This is a genomic window from Enterococcus sp. BWR-S5 (assembly GCF_016745255.1).
Taxonomy (GTDB): domain Bacteria; phylum Bacillota; class Bacilli; order Lactobacillales; family Enterococcaceae; genus Enterococcus_L.
Genome location: NZ_JADOEQ010000005.1, coordinates 187,228 through 204,272, shown reverse-complemented (window position 1 = coordinate 204,272; position 17,045 = coordinate 187,228). Strand labels below are relative to the sequence as shown.

General features: G+C 40.8%; 17 protein-coding genes. 3 read left to right on the top strand and 14 right to left on the bottom strand.

All coding sequences use genetic code 11. The annotated features are described in order from the left end of the window. Window positions 1-175 precede the first annotated feature (175 nt). The 8 genes from rplS to IW510_RS08585 all read right to left on the bottom strand — a co-directional run bounded on the left by rplS (window position 176) and on the right by IW510_RS08585 (window position 7,274). Window positions 176-523 carry a 50S ribosomal protein L19 gene (gene rplS / locus IW510_RS08620; RefSeq protein ID WP_202058620.1) on the bottom strand — a complete coding sequence of 116 codons (348 nt, stop codon included), beginning with the start codon at window positions 521-523 and terminating at the stop codon, window positions 176-178. 249 nt (window positions 524-772) lie between these two features. Continuing rightward, the gene (locus tag IW510_RS08615; protein WP_236674670.1) at window positions 773-1,585 is read right to left on the bottom strand and encodes an RnfABCDGE type electron transport complex subunit B; all 813 of its coding nucleotides are present in this window, start codon (window positions 1,583-1,585) and stop codon (window positions 773-775) included. Between the two features lie 17 nt (window positions 1,586-1,602). Next, on the bottom strand, window positions 1,603-2,193 hold the full coding sequence (locus IW510_RS08610) for an electron transport complex protein RnfA (RefSeq protein WP_202058618.1): 591 nt from the start codon (window positions 2,191-2,193) through the stop codon (window positions 1,603-1,605). Beyond that, a complete protein-coding gene (rsxE, locus tag IW510_RS08605; RefSeq protein ID WP_202058616.1) occupies window positions 2,193-2,885 on the bottom strand; it encodes an electron transport complex subunit RsxE in 693 nt (230 codons plus the stop codon). The genes IW510_RS08610 and rsxE overlap by 1 nt, the downstream gene beginning before the upstream one ends. Window positions 2,886-2,903: 18 nt before the next feature. After that, on the bottom strand, window positions 2,904-3,470 hold the full coding sequence (locus tag IW510_RS08600) for an FMN-binding protein (protein ID WP_202058614.1): 567 nt from the start codon (window positions 3,468-3,470) through the stop codon (window positions 2,904-2,906). Beyond that, complete coding sequence (locus IW510_RS08595; protein ID WP_202058612.1) at window positions 3,454-4,419, bottom strand: RnfABCDGE type electron transport complex subunit D; 966 nt, start codon at window positions 4,417-4,419, stop codon at window positions 3,454-3,456. The genes IW510_RS08600 and IW510_RS08595 overlap by 17 nt, the downstream gene beginning before the upstream one ends. Continuing rightward, window positions 4,416-5,744, bottom strand: a complete 1,329-nt coding sequence (gene rsxC, locus IW510_RS08590) for an electron transport complex subunit RsxC (protein ID WP_202058610.1) — start codon at window positions 5,742-5,744, stop codon at window positions 4,416-4,418. Before rsxC ends, IW510_RS08595 begins: the two co-directional genes overlap by 4 nt. A gap of 501 nt (window positions 5,745-6,245) precedes the next feature. Beyond that, complete coding sequence (locus IW510_RS08585; RefSeq protein WP_202058608.1) at window positions 6,246-7,274, bottom strand: YeiH family protein; 1,029 nt, start codon at window positions 7,272-7,274, stop codon at window positions 6,246-6,248. A gap of 185 nt (window positions 7,275-7,459) precedes the next feature. On the opposite strand from IW510_RS08585, the gene IW510_RS08580 reads away from it, so the two are divergent. After that, entirely contained in the window at window positions 7,460-8,305 is an 846-nt protein-coding gene (locus IW510_RS08580) for a LysR family transcriptional regulator (protein ID WP_330932643.1), read from the top strand. A 129-nt stretch (window positions 8,306-8,434) separates the two neighbouring features. Here IW510_RS08580 and trmD read toward each other — a convergent pair whose 3' ends face one another. Then, window positions 8,435-9,175: a tRNA (guanosine(37)-N1)-methyltransferase TrmD gene (gene trmD / locus IW510_RS08575; RefSeq protein ID WP_202058603.1), complete on the bottom strand. Its 741-nt coding sequence runs from the start codon at window positions 9,173-9,175 to the stop codon at window positions 8,435-8,437. After that, the gene (gene rimM, locus IW510_RS08570; RefSeq protein WP_202058601.1) at window positions 9,165-9,689 is read right to left on the bottom strand and encodes a ribosome maturation factor RimM; all 525 of its coding nucleotides are present in this window, start codon (window positions 9,687-9,689) and stop codon (window positions 9,165-9,167) included. The genes trmD and rimM overlap by 11 nt, the downstream gene beginning before the upstream one ends. 467 nt (window positions 9,690-10,156) lie before the next feature. On the opposite strand from rimM, the gene IW510_RS08565 reads away from it, so the two are divergent. Both IW510_RS08565 and IW510_RS08560 read left to right on the top strand, forming a co-directional pair. Next, complete coding sequence (locus tag IW510_RS08565; protein WP_202058599.1) at window positions 10,157-10,756, top strand: TVP38/TMEM64 family protein; 600 nt, start codon at window positions 10,157-10,159, stop codon at window positions 10,754-10,756. Window positions 10,757-11,021: 265 nt separating this feature from the next. Next, window positions 11,022-12,824 carry a glycerophosphoryl diester phosphodiesterase membrane domain-containing protein gene (locus tag IW510_RS08560; protein WP_202058597.1) on the top strand — a complete coding sequence of 601 codons (1,803 nt, stop codon included), beginning with the start codon at window positions 11,022-11,024 and terminating at the stop codon, window positions 12,822-12,824. Between the two features lie 76 nt (window positions 12,825-12,900). Here the strand turns inward: IW510_RS08560 and nth are convergent, their stop codons facing one another. The 4 genes from nth to IW510_RS08540 all read right to left on the bottom strand — a co-directional run bounded on the left by nth (window position 12,901) and on the right by IW510_RS08540 (window position 17,040). Continuing rightward, on the bottom strand, window positions 12,901-13,554 hold the full coding sequence (nth, locus tag IW510_RS08555; protein WP_202058595.1) for an endonuclease III: 654 nt from the start codon (window positions 13,552-13,554) through the stop codon (window positions 12,901-12,903). Between the two features lie 10 nt (window positions 13,555-13,564). After that, complete coding sequence (locus IW510_RS08550; protein WP_202058593.1) at window positions 13,565-14,281, bottom strand: DnaD domain-containing protein; 717 nt, start codon at window positions 14,279-14,281, stop codon at window positions 13,565-13,567. Window positions 14,282-14,362: 81 nt separating this feature from the next. Further along, window positions 14,363-15,868, bottom strand: a complete 1,506-nt coding sequence (locus tag IW510_RS08545) for a carboxypeptidase M32 (protein ID WP_202058591.1) — start codon at window positions 15,866-15,868, stop codon at window positions 14,363-14,365. Window positions 15,869-15,870: 2 nt separating this feature from the next. Further along, entirely contained in the window at window positions 15,871-17,040 is a 1,170-nt protein-coding gene (locus tag IW510_RS08540; RefSeq protein WP_202058589.1) for a THUMP domain-containing class I SAM-dependent RNA methyltransferase, read from the bottom strand. Window positions 17,041-17,045: the final 5 nt, after the last annotated feature.

Genomic DNA, 17,045 nt, shown 5'->3' with positions numbered 1-17,045 from the left:
GCCTTTATCTAGTATATCGAAAGGAGTTTTATCGCTAAAGCTACTTCTTCCACGCGCAGTACGCGTGGTTTTTTTGTTTCAATCACTTTAGTGATTGAAACCGACTAAAGTCATTAACAAAAACAAAAAACCCCTTGATTTCTCAAGGGGTTCAATCTCATTCGATAATAATGAATTAACGACGGATTTCTTTGATACGAGCTGCTTTTCCGTGTAATGCACGTAGGTAGTACAGTTTTGCACGACGTACTTTACCGTAGCGAACTACTTCGATTTGAGCAACACGTGGAGTGTGTAATGGGAATGTACGTTCCACACCTACACCGCCAGAGATCTTACGTACTGTGTAAGTCTCGCTGATTCCAGCTCCGCGGCGTTTGATTACAACACCTTCAAAAATCTGGATACGTTCACGAGTACCTTCGACAACTTTCGCGTGAACACGTACAGTGTCCCCTGGGCGAAATGCTGGAATGTCAGAACGCAGTTGTTCCTTTGTTAATTCTTCGATCAATGGATTCATTTTATCCTTCTCCTTATACAAAACATTCTTATGAGCAATTGTCACAGCGGAATATCGTAATAGATGAGTACTTTTGCACTCACCAAATCATTTTAGCACAGCCAAAATTCACTGTAAAGGAATTTTTCTTTAAATCCTTGATAAATCTCGGTTTTAGTCAGATTTTTTTGCTACTCAGAGAATTTTATCATCATTCACTAGCTCTTCTTTAAAATCTTCATTTCAACTGAAGAAGCCTTACCTCTGAGATTAACCTGACTTGACGCACATATTTACTTCAACGATACAATTTTGCGGACAAATTTCTATACAGCTGCCGCAGTTCGTGCAAAGCGCAGGATCAATGACTGCCAAGGAATCTTCTATCGTTATTGCCTGACTTGAACAACTTCTCACACATTTACTACAGGCAATACACCCCACCTCACAAAGCTTCCTAACTGCTCCTCCTCGTTCATGATTAGAACAAGCTACTGCTGCTATTTCCGCCGCCGGCAGCATCTGAATAAGCTGTTTAGGACACGCATCAATACACTCTAAACAACCCACACATTTATCTCCATCAACCACAGCTACTCCATCCTCAACATGGATTGCATCATACGCACAGACCACCTCGCAATCACCGTACCCCATGCAGCCAAACTGACAACTGCCGGGACCACCAAAAAGTTGACTCGCACCATAACAGGTCTCTGCTCCAGTATAGCTCATTTTTTCTTTCGTATGATTACAGCTGCCATTACAGTGAACAAAGGCAGCCGTTCGTTGATAATCACCCACATCGGTGCCTAAAATCTCAGATAGGTGTGTTTGAACCTCAATACCACCCGGCGTACAAAGATTAGCTCCGGCTTCTTCTGCCGCCATTGCTTTAGCATACCCCTCACAGCCGGTAAATCCGCAAGCACCACAATTAATTCCTGGAAGTGTTTCTCTAAGAGCCTCTTCTCTTTTATCTGCTGGCTTGTCAAAAATGATTGTAGCAATTGATAACCCAATACCAGCAAATAAACCAAGTCCGGATACGATGAGAAGAGGTGCAACAATGCTTTCTATCATGTTCTTCCTCCTCCCGATTATTTGAATAGGCCTTCTGCCAGACCGGCAAATCCAAGAAACGACAAAGAAACAATTGCGGCAGATACCAATGTAATCGGCATTCCTTTTAATGCCTCCGGAATATCATTCCCCTCTAATCGTTGGCGCACACCTGCAAAAATTACCATGGCCAATAAAAAACCCAGACCACCGGCAAAAGCATTTACTAATGCTTGTAGAAATGTATAGTTTTTTGCATGATGAAGTAAGGTAACTCCAAGCACTGCACAGTTCGTCGTAATCAACGGCAGATAGATACCAAGCGATCTATAAAGCGGTTCCATATAACGCTTCAGTAAAATTTCCACCAACTGAACCAACGCAGCAATTCCCAGAATAAAAACGATTGTCTGTAAGTAATCTAAGCCTAATGGAACGAGAACAACGGTGTAAATCGGATACGTCACGCAGGTGGCAATAACCATAACAAAGGTTACTGCTAAAGCCATACCAACAGCAGTGTCCAGCTTTTTAGAAACGCCAAGAAATGGACAAATACCCAAAAATTGTGCCAATACAAAATTATCGGTTAAAATACCTGCAACTAAAATGGTCAGCATCATCTGCATCAAGCATCGCCTCCCTTTTCTTCACTACTACAATTTTCCACGCTTGGGCAAGCCTCCACAATCGGACAGGAGGAACAATCAAGCTCTCTGACATTTTTTCGCTCACCCAGCTTATTGACAAGCATGATTAGCATACCAAAAACGAAAAATCCACCAGGTGGTAGGAGCATAACCGTCATTGGGCTAATGAAGCCTGAAGTAATTGGTAGGCCAAAAAGCATGCCGCTGCCGAGAAGCTCTCTTATTCCTCCCATGAGCAGTAATGCCAGAGTGAAGCCGACACCCATCCCCAAACCATCTAACGCAGAGTGCAGAACGGAATGATTTTTTGCGTAGGCCTCTGCTCTTCCAAGAATAATACAATTGACTACAATCAATGGCAGGTAAATTCCTAATGTAGTATCCAACGCAGGTGCCAATGCCTTTATCAACAGCTGAACGACTGTTACGAAGCCGGCAATGATAGTGATAAATGCAGGGATACGTACTCGATCCGGAATTACTTTTCTTAAAGAGGAGATAACAACATTCGAACCGAGCAAAACAACTGTCGCTGCTGCGCCCATCCCAAGGCCGTTCATCGCAGAGGTTGTCACCGCAAGCGCCGGACAAGTACCAAGGATTAATATCAGTACAGGATTTTCTTTAATAATTCCTTTTGTAAAAATAGATAGTAGTTTTGATTTTTCCAACAGGGTTCCCTCACTTTCTCACTTTTTGTCCGACTCAGCATATGTCTGGTACAGGTCTAATGCGTTATTAACGGCTTCTGCTACTGCGGTTGACGATTTCGTTGCACCAGTCACAGCCTCCACCTCATTCTTTTCTTCAGGAGCTGTTTTTATTATAGTAGGCAACGCAGTCACACCTTGAAATTGTTTTTTAAACGAATCTTCTGCTACCTTTTGTCCCAGCCCAGGTGTCTCATTTGTACAATCCAAAACCTCAATACCTACAACTTCGCCTTCTGCAATACCACTCATAACGCGAATCAGGCTGCCATAGCCATAGGACTCTGTGACAAAAATATACCCTACTGTCGTTCCGCTTTGATCTAATGCCCTATAGGCCTCTTGATCTTTTTCCAGCAAGAGTTCTTTATATTCATCTGCCGGCAATAGCTGGTTCATTGACTGCTCCTGTTTCTGCCACTCCTGTGCGGCAATTTTTTCTTTGAAGACAAATCGAGTACCAGCAACAGTCAGTGTTACGACAAAACAGATAAGAACCAAACATAATGTACCGGATAGAACAGCTCGTCTATTTGACTGTTTCATTGATATCGCCTCGCTTTTCTCCAAATACTTTTGGTATCGTCAGAGTTTCAATATGAGGCACTAAAATGTTCATAAGTAAAATGGCATAGGAGACACCTTCAGGCAATGACGCATAAAATCGAATAAGGACAGTAATCAAACCACAGCCTACAGCAAAAATAATTTTGCCTCTCGTATTAATTGGTGAAGTTGTATAATCTGTCGCCATAAAAATCGCTCCTAACAACAAGCCTCCTGATAGAACCTGATACAGCGGATCGCCGCCAAGCACCATACTTAATACAGCAACAGTTCCTATAAAACAAAGAGGTATCCATGGAGAAATCACCTTACGAATAATTAAATAGATACCGCCTATAATTAGAGCGATAGCACAGGTCTCACCGAGGCTTCCCGTTCGAATGCCCAACAGCATATCGGTAATAGACGGTAGTTTTCCTGCTGCCGCATTACTAAAATAGGTCGCAGAGGAAACGATATCTGTGGTATCAGACAAATAATGAAACGGCTCCTTCCACACATTCATCTGCGAAGCGAAGGACATAAGCAGAACAATTCTCGCTGTAATCGCAGGATTAACAAAGTTTTGCCCAACACCGCCGAAAAACTGTTTGACAATGATAATTGCAATAGCTCCACCAAGCGCTGCCATCCAAAACGGCAACGATACAGGTAAATTCAACGCCAACAAAATCCCTGTAACAACAGCAGTCAAGTCGTAGATACTTTGCGGACGTTTTATTGCTCGCCTAAATACATACTCGCTTGCCACACAGGAAAATACGGTCACACCAATCAGTATCAAGGCTCTGGGACCAAAAATAATCCCGGAGGCAGCAATCGCCGGAAGCAGTGCAATAATCACATCTAACATGATACTGCGACTTGTTCTGCCGCTGTGAAGATGAGGAGATACAGAAACTGTCAAGTCTTCTGTCGTTTGGTTCATGTATTCGCCCTCCCTGCTATCACTTTAGCCTGTTTCATATATTGCACCAGTTTACGTCCCGATGGACAAACATAGGAACAGCACCCGCATTCCATACAAGCAGAAGCATTTAGTTTTTGAAGCATCGCTGCATCGTCCATTTTCACTGAACGCTCAATTTGAACCGGCATTAATGATAGTGGACATGCAGTCACACAGCGACCACAACGAATGCAGGGCGATTCATCCGGAAGTTCATTCCCTTTTCCTAATGCGATTAAGGCGTTATTCTGTTTCGTGATTGGGATATCCAGTGTATACTGGGCAATGCCCATCATCGGTCCGCCTAAAATCAGCTTATTGGGAGGCTGGGAAAAGCCGCCGCAGAACTCTACCAGTTCTCCTATAGAGGTTCCCAAAGGTACAGATACATTTTGCGGACAAGTAAAGCTATCCCCTGATACGGTTATCCGCTTACTCACCAAAGGAATACCTGTTTCTAAGTAATGCTGAAACAAAGAAACAGTCGAAACATTGAGTACAAGACACCCCGCCTGTGCCGGCAGCTTGCCCTTCCCTATTTTTCTACCTGTTGTTGCATACACCAGCATTTTCTCAGCCCCTTGAGGATACTTGACAGGTAACGCCATCACCTCAATCATCTGGGATGTATCTGCTCGGTCTTGTAGATAGTTATTGATGCGCTCAATAGCTTCCGGTTTGTTCTCTTCAATCCCTATTATTCCTTTTTTAATACCCAAATAGCGCATCACTATTTCCATTCCGGCAATGATACGCTGAGGATATTCCATCATTTCACGATAATCTGAAGTGATATATGGCTCGCATTCCGCTCCATTAACAATCAAACAATCAATGAAATGATTCTCTTTGTTGGCAAGCTTAACATGTAGTGGAAAGCCGGCACCACCTATTCCTACTAATCCGCTATCATAGGCGGCCTGAAGCAGCTCATCTTTGCTTCTTACAGTAATTGGCTTCAAATCGGGACCAAGAGTCTGCAGCCCATCATTTTCTATATGGATTGCTTCACACATCTTTCCATTAGAAAGTAAAATTGGCTTAATCGCTTTTACTTTTCCGGAAATTGAGGCATGAATGGGGGCTGATACATACGCTGTTGATTGACCAATTACTTGTCCAATTTTCACGACATCTTTCTTTTTCACTATCGGCTGACATGCCCCGCCAATATGTTGCTGCATGGGAATAACCACTAACGACGGATCACTTATGATAGCGGTTACATTTTCTTTCGTATTTTTAGAATGAGAGAGATGAATCCCCCCTCTAAACTTTGCAAAAGCCTGTGCAATTTTAGCCACTTCTAGACCTCCTTATACAAACAAAGGGAACGAGCAACAAAAGATTGTGAAATTATCTATATAACAAAAAAATTATTCTATGCTGAAAAATATTGACTACGCATGAAAATATTCTGTAAAAACAATAAAACTCTCTATTTCATTATACCTTTTTGAAAACACACAAGACAATAACAAATTGACAAAAATACGAAAAAAGTCACTTTTTTTATAGAAAAGCGAGAATTTTTTTCACAAACTAGAATAACTATCGAAACAATGATGCAAAGAAGCTTCATAAAAAATAATTATAGCTAAAACAAAAACAGAGTTTGGACCTTTATTTTTGTCCCAAACTCTGTTCCTATCCATACACGGATAAACGGCGGTACAAAAGCAACTCCTTCGGAATTAAGCCGAGCTATCATGAAAATATGAAGAAACTATTTTCGGATATTCCCTCTTAATTCTCGGAGTTCATCGCTTTTGTCCCGACCTATGATAAAAACAACTTTTAGAAAATCATCCTTTTAGTAATAGAAAAATCAATACGATTGCACCAATCGTCTGAAATGCACCTACTGAAAGACCATAAATCATAAACTTAGGTCCCTCCTTCAAGAATTTTTTCAGATTCAACCGCAGTCCAATTGCCGCAAGCGCAGTTACCTCACACCATCCGCTGACGAAATGAGCTGACTCTGATAAAAGCGCCGGAATATGAAAAACACTATTGATGATACAAACAACTAGAAAACCAGTAACGTACCAAGGCAAAGTTTTTTTCTTTGATTTGCCCACTGCAGTAGTTTCCTGCGGAACAGCTGTACGAGAAGCCCATTTTTCAAATACGAAAACAACGACCACCAATAGTAAAATACGTAGAATCTTAAACAACATCGCAAACTGAACGACTTCTTCATTTAGGAGACTGGCTCCTGCCACAACCTGTCCGACAGATTGTAACGTCCCACCTAGTAGAGCGCTTTTAGCAATCAGTCCATCACCGAATAACGCCAAGCCAATAAATGGTAATGTCAGCATCATAATCGTTCCCAACAAATTGACCAATGTAATAATCTGCCCTTTTTCTTCATCCTTCGCTCCAATGACTGGCGCAATTGACGCAATTGCAGAAGAACCGCAGACCGCATTCCCTCCGGCCATCATTAAAGCCATTGATTGATTAAAGCAAAGAAGTTTACCTACCTTATAGGTAAATAGAATAGTTCCGGACATCAACAGTACAATAAAAATCACACCTTTGATGCCGATTTCCGCAACCGTTTGAAAGGTCACTGTGGCACCTAATAATACAACAGATATTTCCAAGAGCTTGCTTTCAGAGAATTTTGTTCCTTTATCAAAAAGGTCTTGGTTTCCCATGGTGTTCCCAAAAACAATACCTAATAGAATGGCAATGGTTGCTCCACCCAGCTGAGGCAAAAAAATTGCCAGCCCTTTACTGATTAATGCTACTAGAAAAGATAAAATCACCCCAGAAACAAGTGAATTTTTAGTGATTGATTCTAAAAAGCTTCGAAACTTCATTTGTCTTCCTCCTCTATCTATATGAACGTAGTCGCACAATACTTTAGCTTAAATCCATTGCCCGATTCATTCAATAAACAATAAATTGTTTTGTCCCTCATTGATTTTATATTGCTATTATACACCTCGCTTTCCATTCTATTTATTTATTGTTATGATAGTTAGTATCATAAAAACAGATGGAAGTGATTTCTTTGTTTAAATTATTGGAAACCTTCAAGGTCGTCTATGAAACACTGAATTTTTCAGAAGCTGCAGAGATTCTCTTTGTTTCTCAACCGACTGTTTCCGCACAAATCAAGCAGCTTGAAAATGAGCTGTCTACCACCCTGTTCATTCGAAATGGACGGAGAAAAATCATGCCAACCACCCAAGCTGACTTACTCTATAACCAGTCCTTGGATCTTTTAGAAAGTTGGGAAAAAACACGGCAGCTTGTCATGAATCAGTCCGCAGCCAATGAAACAATCAGAATTTCAGCTTCTCAGACCTTTGCATTAAAGGCCCTTCCTGAATTGTTACAAGCATTACTTGCAGTTTTTCCAAAAATTGCCTTTAAGGTTACACTTTGTAATTCTTTAGATGTATTGAATGCGATGAATAAGCATGAAGCGGATCTTGGTTTTATCGAAATGCCTTTACAAACAGGAACATTGAAGCGCACAACATTACTTTCCGATACGCTTGTTATTGCAGGTGAGCCTTCAGAACAACTATGGCTGGTTCGCGAACCTACATCAGGCGTTTATCATTATTCCAAGCGATACTTTGAAGAAAACAATATTACCGGTCCTTTTTTAGAAATGAACAGTAATGAATTGATTTTAAAATTACTGAAAATGGGTATCGGCCGTTCAATTATTTCTTCAAGAGAAACGGATGAACTTCATACAATTCCATTGCCTGACAGCTATGAACGGAATTTTTATCTTCTGGAAAGAGAAGCTGTAGATTCAGAAGCAGCTTCGCAATGCAGCCGTTTCATTATCCGGTGGATTGCCCAGCATTTTAGTACGACTTCATCGAGCTAAATAATTATCAAAAAACAGGAACCAAGAGTGTCTTTTCAGACACCTTTGGTTCCTGTTCTAGTATTTATGTCCAAGGCTTACCTTAGCATAAATTCAGGCTTTGTCTCAACTAACTTGGCTCGATATCACCTATTCTTGCTCTTCTTGTTGCACTTCCTGAAGCATTTTCTTCATTTGCTCTGTCAGCTCCAGCTTTTCAAGCATATCAGGTCTTCGTTGGTAGGTTCGCCGAAGCGATTCCTTCAGCTGCCACTCTTCAATCAGCTTATGATTCCCATTCATTAATACTTCCGGAACCATCATCCCATTGAACTCTGCCGGACGCGTGTATTGCGGGTGTTCTAACAGACCTGTAGAATGGGAATCTGTCTGTGCCGACAGATTATTTCCTAATACCTCAGGCAGCAGTCGAACGGTTGCATCCACCATAACCATGGCTCCCAACTCGCCTCCGGTAAGAACATAATCCCCCAATGATACTTCATCTGTCACTAGCGTTCGAATCCGTTCATCATAGCCTTCATAGTGTCCACAAATAAATACCAGATGCTCCTCCTGTGAAAACTCCTCAGCCATTGACTGATCAAATTGTTTCCCTGCCGGATCAAGTAAAATGACTCTTTTTTTCGTTTGAGGCGCCTGTTCTTCGATCGCGTCCATTGCTGAAAATATTGGCTGTGCTTTCAACAGCATACCTGCGCCTCCGCCATAAGGATAGTCATCAACGGTTTGATGCTTATTGTCTGAGAAATCTCGAAAATTGAATACCTGAATATCCAATAGCTCTTTCTCTACAGCCTTTCCTATAATTGACTCACCTAGTGGTCCTTCAAACATCCGAGGAAACAATGTCAGAATATCAATCTTCATCGTCAATCAATCCTTCTGGAATCTCTACAACGACTTGACCATTGGCAACATCCACTTTTTTAACGACAGACTCAATGTAAGGAAGCAACAAATCCTTTTTCTTTACTCGCTGTACAACCCAGACGTCGTTTGCTCCCGGAGAAAGAATTTCTTTGATTTTCCCCAGTTCTGTACCTGCCTCATCGAATACTTTCAAGCCAATAATTTCATGATAGTAAAATTCATTATCTTCTAACTCGCCGACTTGATCTTTTTCGATTTTCAAAATCCCATCTCGATATTTCTCCACATCATTAATTGATAGATGCTCCTCAAAACTTACAATATCGAAATTTTTATGCTTTCTATGACTCTTGATAACAAGCTGAACCGGCTTCTTTCCATCTTGAAAAAGCGTTAGTACTGAACCTTTCTTATAGCGAAGCTCCGGAAAATCAGTTTGCGAAATGATTCTTACCTCACCTTTGATTCCTTGTGTATTCACGATTTTTCCCACATTTAAATATTCAACCACGTAAAGACCTCATTTCATTCATAATCTTTTTTATTTTATCATTTTTCGCTATTGAATACTACGAACAAATGGCCCTCCACTAAAAACTTGAAGGATTAGCCCTTCCTTTATTCATTCTTAATAACTGTGACAAAGCTGTTCGTTTACTCATTCTCCACATTGCTAACTCTTCAGTTTACACTGATTTTACGCCTGTTGCTTCCATTCTTCCAGCCAGTCGCTTCAAAACACTTTCCTTAATTAAGCTCTAAAATAATTATTTTCAGGCTAAAGTTTGATGTACACAACTATAAAACAGGCTATAATGACAATAGATTCACAGGATGAAGCATTGGCTTTTGCTTAGACCGCGCTTCCTTACAATATTGTTATTCAATTTATAGGCAAAACAATGATAGAATAAATGTAACCTCAAGAAGAGGCCTACTTGAATAGATTATCATTACAACAACAAGGGGATGAGATAGATGAGTATAGCTCTTTCAAGAAAAATTATTCAAATGGTTTCCGTTATCGGAATTGTTGCTACTATAATCGTGACTGTTTACTTTTTAAAACTAGGTGTTTTCCAAGATACAAATGCCTTGAGAGGGCTGGTCGGTAATTCCGTCATTCTCGGTCCGATAATCTTTATGTTCATTCAAATTATACAGGTCGTGATTCCAATCATTCCAGGCGGCATCAGCTGTGCAGCAGGTGTTTTAATCTTCGGTCCGGTTGCAGGATTTATCTACAATTATGTTGGAATTGCAATTGGTTCAGTTATCATCTTTATGCTTAGTAAAAAATACGGCAAACCGTTCGTACTGAGCTTAATCAGCGATAAGACCTATAATAAATATATTGGTTGGTTAGATAATGAAAACCGGTTTGAGCGATTATTTACATTAGCAATTCTATTTCCATTCTCGCCAGACGATGCACTATGTTTACTCGCTGGAATGACTAAAATGTCGCTTAAAAAATTTACATTAATTATCATTTTAGGTAAACCTTTATCGATTGCCATTTATAGCTTAGCCTTGATTTACGGAGGCGGTTATTTGAACACTTTATTAGGCTTTTAAAGCGGAACTCTTTATAATGATACTAGGAGCTTGGGATAGCACTCAAATCCCAAGCTTTCTTTGTACCTAAAGCTGAAGAATAGTTGTTTTCGAAGCATCTTAACACTTCTATCCCGATTTTTTCCAATTTTGAACGATAATAAAAATCGAGTATTGATGACAGCGATTATCTAATCATAGTCGCTTTTCATTCGTCACTTCTTTCCCACACCACATAGAAAAACTCCTTCATTTACTAACGGAGACATAGATAGGATGAGCCAACATGAACTACTTCAAAAACAGTATAATTAACCTTATTGATTTCTTAAAAAGCACAACTGCTTATTTTCGTGATGTCTTGCTGCTTCACGGCTTTATGCTTTTTATTTTATTGCCATTTCTTTCGAGCCTTACCCGTTTTATTCTAAGACAAGGGAAAATCGATTACCTTTCCTATGACTCGATTGGAATAATCCTTAATAAGCATCCCGGTGTCTTGATCGCACTCCTGCTTGTTTTATTGACTATTCTTATCAGCGTGTTCGTGGAATTCACTTTTTTACTGTTAAGTGTTTTCTTTATCAAAAAGAAAGAACCAATTTCATTGAGACAGCTGTTAGTCGGAACAATCAGCCAGTTGAAAAAAATCAAACCCAGCACTATTCTGTTCTTTCTGTTTTATTTCTTTCTTATTCTTCCCTTCAGCGGATTGAGCTTCAACTCTGATCTTCTTTCTAAAATTAAGATTCCAGCTTTTATTCTGGACTATATTTTTGCCAATCGGGTCATTATTGTTGCCTCAGTAATTGTTGCCTATCTCCTATTGATTTACCTCTCTGTACGGCTGATTTTTGCTTTACCGGAGATGATTTTGAGGGATTTGACATTTAAGGAAGCTGTAAAGGAAAGCTGGGCAAGCACTAAAAAGCGGTTTTTCAAAATCTTGGGTCAATTCATACTCATCGGCGGTACGATTCTTTTGATTTCCGCAATTGGTTATTCCCTGATTTTTCTTGCTCAATCTGGAATTGAAGTATACCTTCCAACCTATGCACTACCGGGAGCAGTTATTGCAATGACCTTGCTACAGGTGATGTTCTTACTGAATATCGTTTTGTCCACTGTTGGGATTTTTTATATCACAATTGATTTTATGGATGATGAAGGCTTTCTTCCGGAACTACCTTCTTGGTATAGACGTGAAGAGGCAACTCCTGCAAAACCTTGGACCTTTGGAAAAGCAGCCGGTTTTGCTTTTATCGCTGTTCTCTTTGGTATCGGCGTTGGTACTTACAATACAAACTACTTGAGTAACTATTCCATTAAGAAGCCGCTGACAATTTCCCATCGAGGAGTAGATGATAGCAATAGCGTGCAAAACAGCTTAGATGCGTTAAGGAAAACAAGCAAGCTCCATCCTTCTTATGTAGAGATGGATATCCAAGAAACAAAGGACAAGCAGTTTGTTGTGATGCATGACTTCAATTTGAAGGCATTGACCGGTGTCAATAAACGACCAAATCAGCTGACCTTGGCAGAGCTTGAGCAGTTAACTGTTAAGGAAAATGGCATGGAGCAGCCCCTTGTTTCCTTTGATGATTATTTGGCGGAAGCAAAAAAAATAAATCAGCGCCTTTTAATTGAAATTAAAGCAACGCCTCAGGATAGCCCTGATATGGTTGACCGATTTGTTTCTAAATATCGAGAAACCATCTTAGCAGAAAATCATATCATTCACACCTTAACCTTTGACGTTGCAGCAAAGCTAAAGAAAATTGAACCTCAGTTTTACGTCGGGTATATTCTCCCCTTCAACATTGTAGGACCTCCTATCGCGACGGTAGATTTCTTTACAATGGAATACACCACACTAAACCGAAACTTTATTGATGCTGCTCATAGCGACGGCAAGAAGGTTTATGCTTGGACCGTGAACGATGAAGATACGATGACTCGTATGATGTTTTATGGCGTAGATGGCATTATTACTGACTACATGACACTTTTGAATGAGACTGTTAAGACAGACTTAAAAGAGCCAACATACTCTGACAAGCTCTTTTACTTCGTTACAGGCATCGGTTAGAGACAAACAGCCATCTGAGAATCAATGAATGATTTGATCCTCAGATGGCTGTTTTTTTAGTTCGCTTCATTTGTTACTACTTCTTTTTCACTTGCATTCTGCTTTTTCCATCCTGACACATGTAGAGAAGCGGACAAACCTCACATTTTGGATTTCTCGCTAAGCAATGATATCGCCCAAAGAAAATCATGGTGTGATGTGTTTTTACCCATAGCTCTTTTGGCACCTTCTTCATTAAGGTTTCTTCAACCTCTGTCACACTGGCATCCAGTTTACAAATTCTCAGTCGTTTTGATACTCTCTCAACATGAGTATCTACTGCAATTGCAGGCTCTCCAAATGCATCCCCCATGACAACGTTCGCTGTTTTCCTACCCACACCGGGCAATGTAATCAGCTCTTCTCTGGTCTTTGGGACCTCACCGCCATAGCGTTCAATCAATTGTGCAGCACAGGCCTTAATATTTTTCCCTTTGTTCCGATAGAGACCAATCGTTTTTATCTTATCAATCAAATCATCTAGCGGTGCTGCTGCCATAGCTTCCGGTGTAGGATAGGCGGCAAAAAGTGCCGGAGTTGCCTTATTGACAGATACATCGGTTGCCTGAGCACTTAGAATGACAGCAATCAATAGTTCAAAAGGATTCTTATGCTGCAGCTCGCCGACAGCCTCAGGAAACATCTCATACATAATCGTGATTGCTTCCATTGTCTTTGCTTTTGAAATCATAAGGTTCCTCCTATTCGCTGTCCTCAGGGTTCAGCCAATTGTGTAATGTCACTTTTGGCAGTTCCTCTTGTGTCCGACTTTCTTCTTCAATCTCTTTTTGAATCAGGGCTTGCTTCCGTCGTTTCTGGTCTTCTGCAACCTGTTCTTTTGTCGTAAAGTTCTTCCGTTCCCAAGCAAGTAATATCCGATCAATGTACTTCAAGCTATACGCTTGGTTCAATACCGCCTCTTTCAGCGCCAGACGAATCAGCTCCGGCTTATAGTTATCCGTCTCAAGCCATTGGCTAATCATTTCCAGCTCAATTGGAGAAAGTGGGCGTGAAAACTCTTTTTCAAAATTCTGATACAGCTGCTTGATGGCTTCTTCCTCGGACTGTAATTGATTTTGAGTAGTCTGATTTTTTTGCACCGCTTCTATTTTTTGAAAAATAGGAAGCAAATCATAGGTATCCATCATCTGTCCCTGTTCATTTTTCTTCGTATCGATTCGGATACAGCCCTTAGATACCAGCTCATTCAAAAGCTGAAATATCAATGCTTTGGGTTTTGCCATTATCTCGCTGATTGATACGAGATCCGGAAATAAATCCCCTTTCGCTTGGGAGCGATAGAGCTGAAGCCAGAATAGAAATTCTTCGTCACTCAATCCGATTTTACGATAATTCTCGATAACCAGATTAGAAAGAGTCGTTTCACCAGCCAATAAGTAGTCATTAATCGACAGCATGATTATCCATCCCCTTCTTGAGAACCCAATCAATAGTCTGTTGGTTGGGCTTGAATTTATACATAATTACTTGAATGCACCTTATTCTGCTGAGTCAATTTGATAAACATCAAAATAAATAGATTTCATGTAGTCGATGAGATAATCTGAACGAAGCTCTTCACCTGTTGCAGCAACAATTAACTCATTTGGTTTTTTTGATGCGCCAAAGCGATGAATGTTTTCTGTCATCCAATTATAGATTGGTGCATAGTTATCTGACAACAGCACATCTTCCACCTTAACCTTTTGCTTTAACGTATGATTCAATTGTGCAGCGTACATGTACCCCAGCGCATAGGACGGGAAGTAGCCGAAGCTGCCGCCTGACCAGTGAACATCTTGAAGAATCCCTTCCAGGTCGTTCTCCGGACGAATGCCCAGATACTCCTCATATTTATCTGCCCACAATTTTGGCAGCTCTTCAAGAGCAGCCTCTTCATTGAAAATCATTTTTTCGATTTCATAGCGAATAATAATGTGCAGCGGATAAGTAAGGCTATCTGCTTCAATACGGATTAAGCTTGACTTGGTTTCCTTTAGTCCTCTGTAGAACGTATCAAAATCAATATCATCAAAGGTTCCCTCTGTGTATTCTTGGAATAAGGGATACTGCTTTTTCCAAAAACTGCGACTGCTGCCAAGGATGATTTCGTTGAAGAGAGACTGCGATTCATGAATACCCATAGAAGCCCCTGTTGATAACGGTGTATAATCATATTTTGGATCGATATTCTGTTCGTATATCCCATGTCCGGCCTCGTGAATCACACCGAAAACAGCCATCGAAAAGTTTTCCTCATCCCATCTCGTAGTAATTCTTGCGTCATTTCTGTTCAAATCAAGCATAAATGGATGAACTGTATCGTCCAATCGGCCCTTAGAAAAATCATAGCCCAGCTGTTGTGCAACATCTACCACAAAGCGCTTTTGCTGCTCTTTTGTGACAGGACGTGATAGAAAGTCTGTCCGAGGAGTCTTACCCTTTTCGGCAATTTCTTTTCTGATTGCCATAATCCCAGTTTTTAACTCGTCAAATAATTGATCCAGTTTTTCTACCGTCAAACCCGGTTCATACTGATTCAGCAACACATCATAGGGTGTTTTTTCATCCTTTTGCCAGTGAGGAATGAATTCCTTTAGAAAGGCAATCAGATTGCCAATCGCTGTTTTCATCTCGCCGAAATCCTTTTTCTCTCTAGCATTCAGCCATGCGGTGTGCGCTTTGGAAATCTCGCCATGATAGGCTTCCATTCTTTCAGGAGCAATACTGTGGTTTCGTTCATAGTCTTCCTTTACTTCGTTGAACACCTCTTTACCAACCTCAGAAAGCTCTTCCGGATGCTCAGTAAAATAGGCTACTGCTTCTTGAATAACAGGTCCGGTATTTTTCTCAAAGGCAAGCTTGTTCAAATAGCCGACAACATCTCCTCGAAAACTGCTTGAGGCATCAGGCATCCCAGTCTGGCCATCCCACTCTAAAAGACCCAACGACTGATTCAGCATATCTATCTCTTTTATCTCTCTTAGAAAAGATGTTTCATTCATAACTATCCCTCGTTTTCTGTTCTTGGTTTTCTTGGCGGACGTTCGCCCCAATATTGGAATAAATCGGTGCGTAGTGCCCCGTTATAAAGCTTTCTCTTCTTGGTCGCTTTTGCTCCATAATATTGTTCAAAGGAAAGGTCGCTGGTCAAGATATACTTGCTCCAGGTTTTCAACGGACGGAACACGTGCCCCATCTCTTTGTACAGCTCTCTCACCGCTTCTTCATCACCCAAACGTTCTCCGTATGGCGGATTTGCAACGATGACACCGTATTCTTTATCAGTAGAAAAATCCTTCAAGGCCAATTGCTTAAACTGAATAGAATCGCCCAATCCGATTTCTTCTGCATTGGCTTGAGCAATCTCAATCATTCTGCCATTGATATCTGAACCTGTGATATCCAATTCTATATCGTAATCCGCTTGTGCCTCTGCTTCTGCACGTACCTTTTCAATAACCGCTGGGTCAAACCATTCCCACGCTTCAAAAGCAAATTCTCTATTAAACCCAGGTGCAATATTGTGACCCATCAGTGCTGCTTCGATACACAACGTTCCTGAACCGCAAACAGGATCATAAAACGGGCGATCCTTCCGCCAGTTCGTAAGCAGAACCAATGCTGCTGCCATGTTTTCTTTAAGTGGTGCCCCGCCTTTTTCCAAACGGTAACCACGCTTAAACAAGCTTGGTCCGGTCGTATCCAAGGTTACCATAACATGATCCTTCAAAAGAGCCACTTCCAGTTGGAAAAATGCGCCACTTTCAGGCAGTGGAACACTTGCTGGGCGATGATACACATCTCTAAGACGATTCACAATTGCACGCTTTGTGATTGCCTGACAATCAGGTGTGCTATACAGTTTTGATTTAATTGATTTACCCGCAACAGGAAATTCCGCATCAAATGGCAGATAATCCTCCCAAGGTAAAGCCTTGACCTTTTCAAACAATTCATCAAAGCTGTAAGCATCAAATTCACCAACAACAATTTTGACACGGTCAGCCGTTCTTAGCCATAAATTTGCCGTAGCGATTGTTTCTGTTGTTCCTTCAAAACGAGCTCTGCCGTTTTCTACCTGACACGGAATGCCAAGATCCTTTAATTCTTTTCCGACTAAGGCTTCAAGCCCACTGGCCGCTGTTGCAACAAGCTGATATTTTTTATCCGTCATGCTAG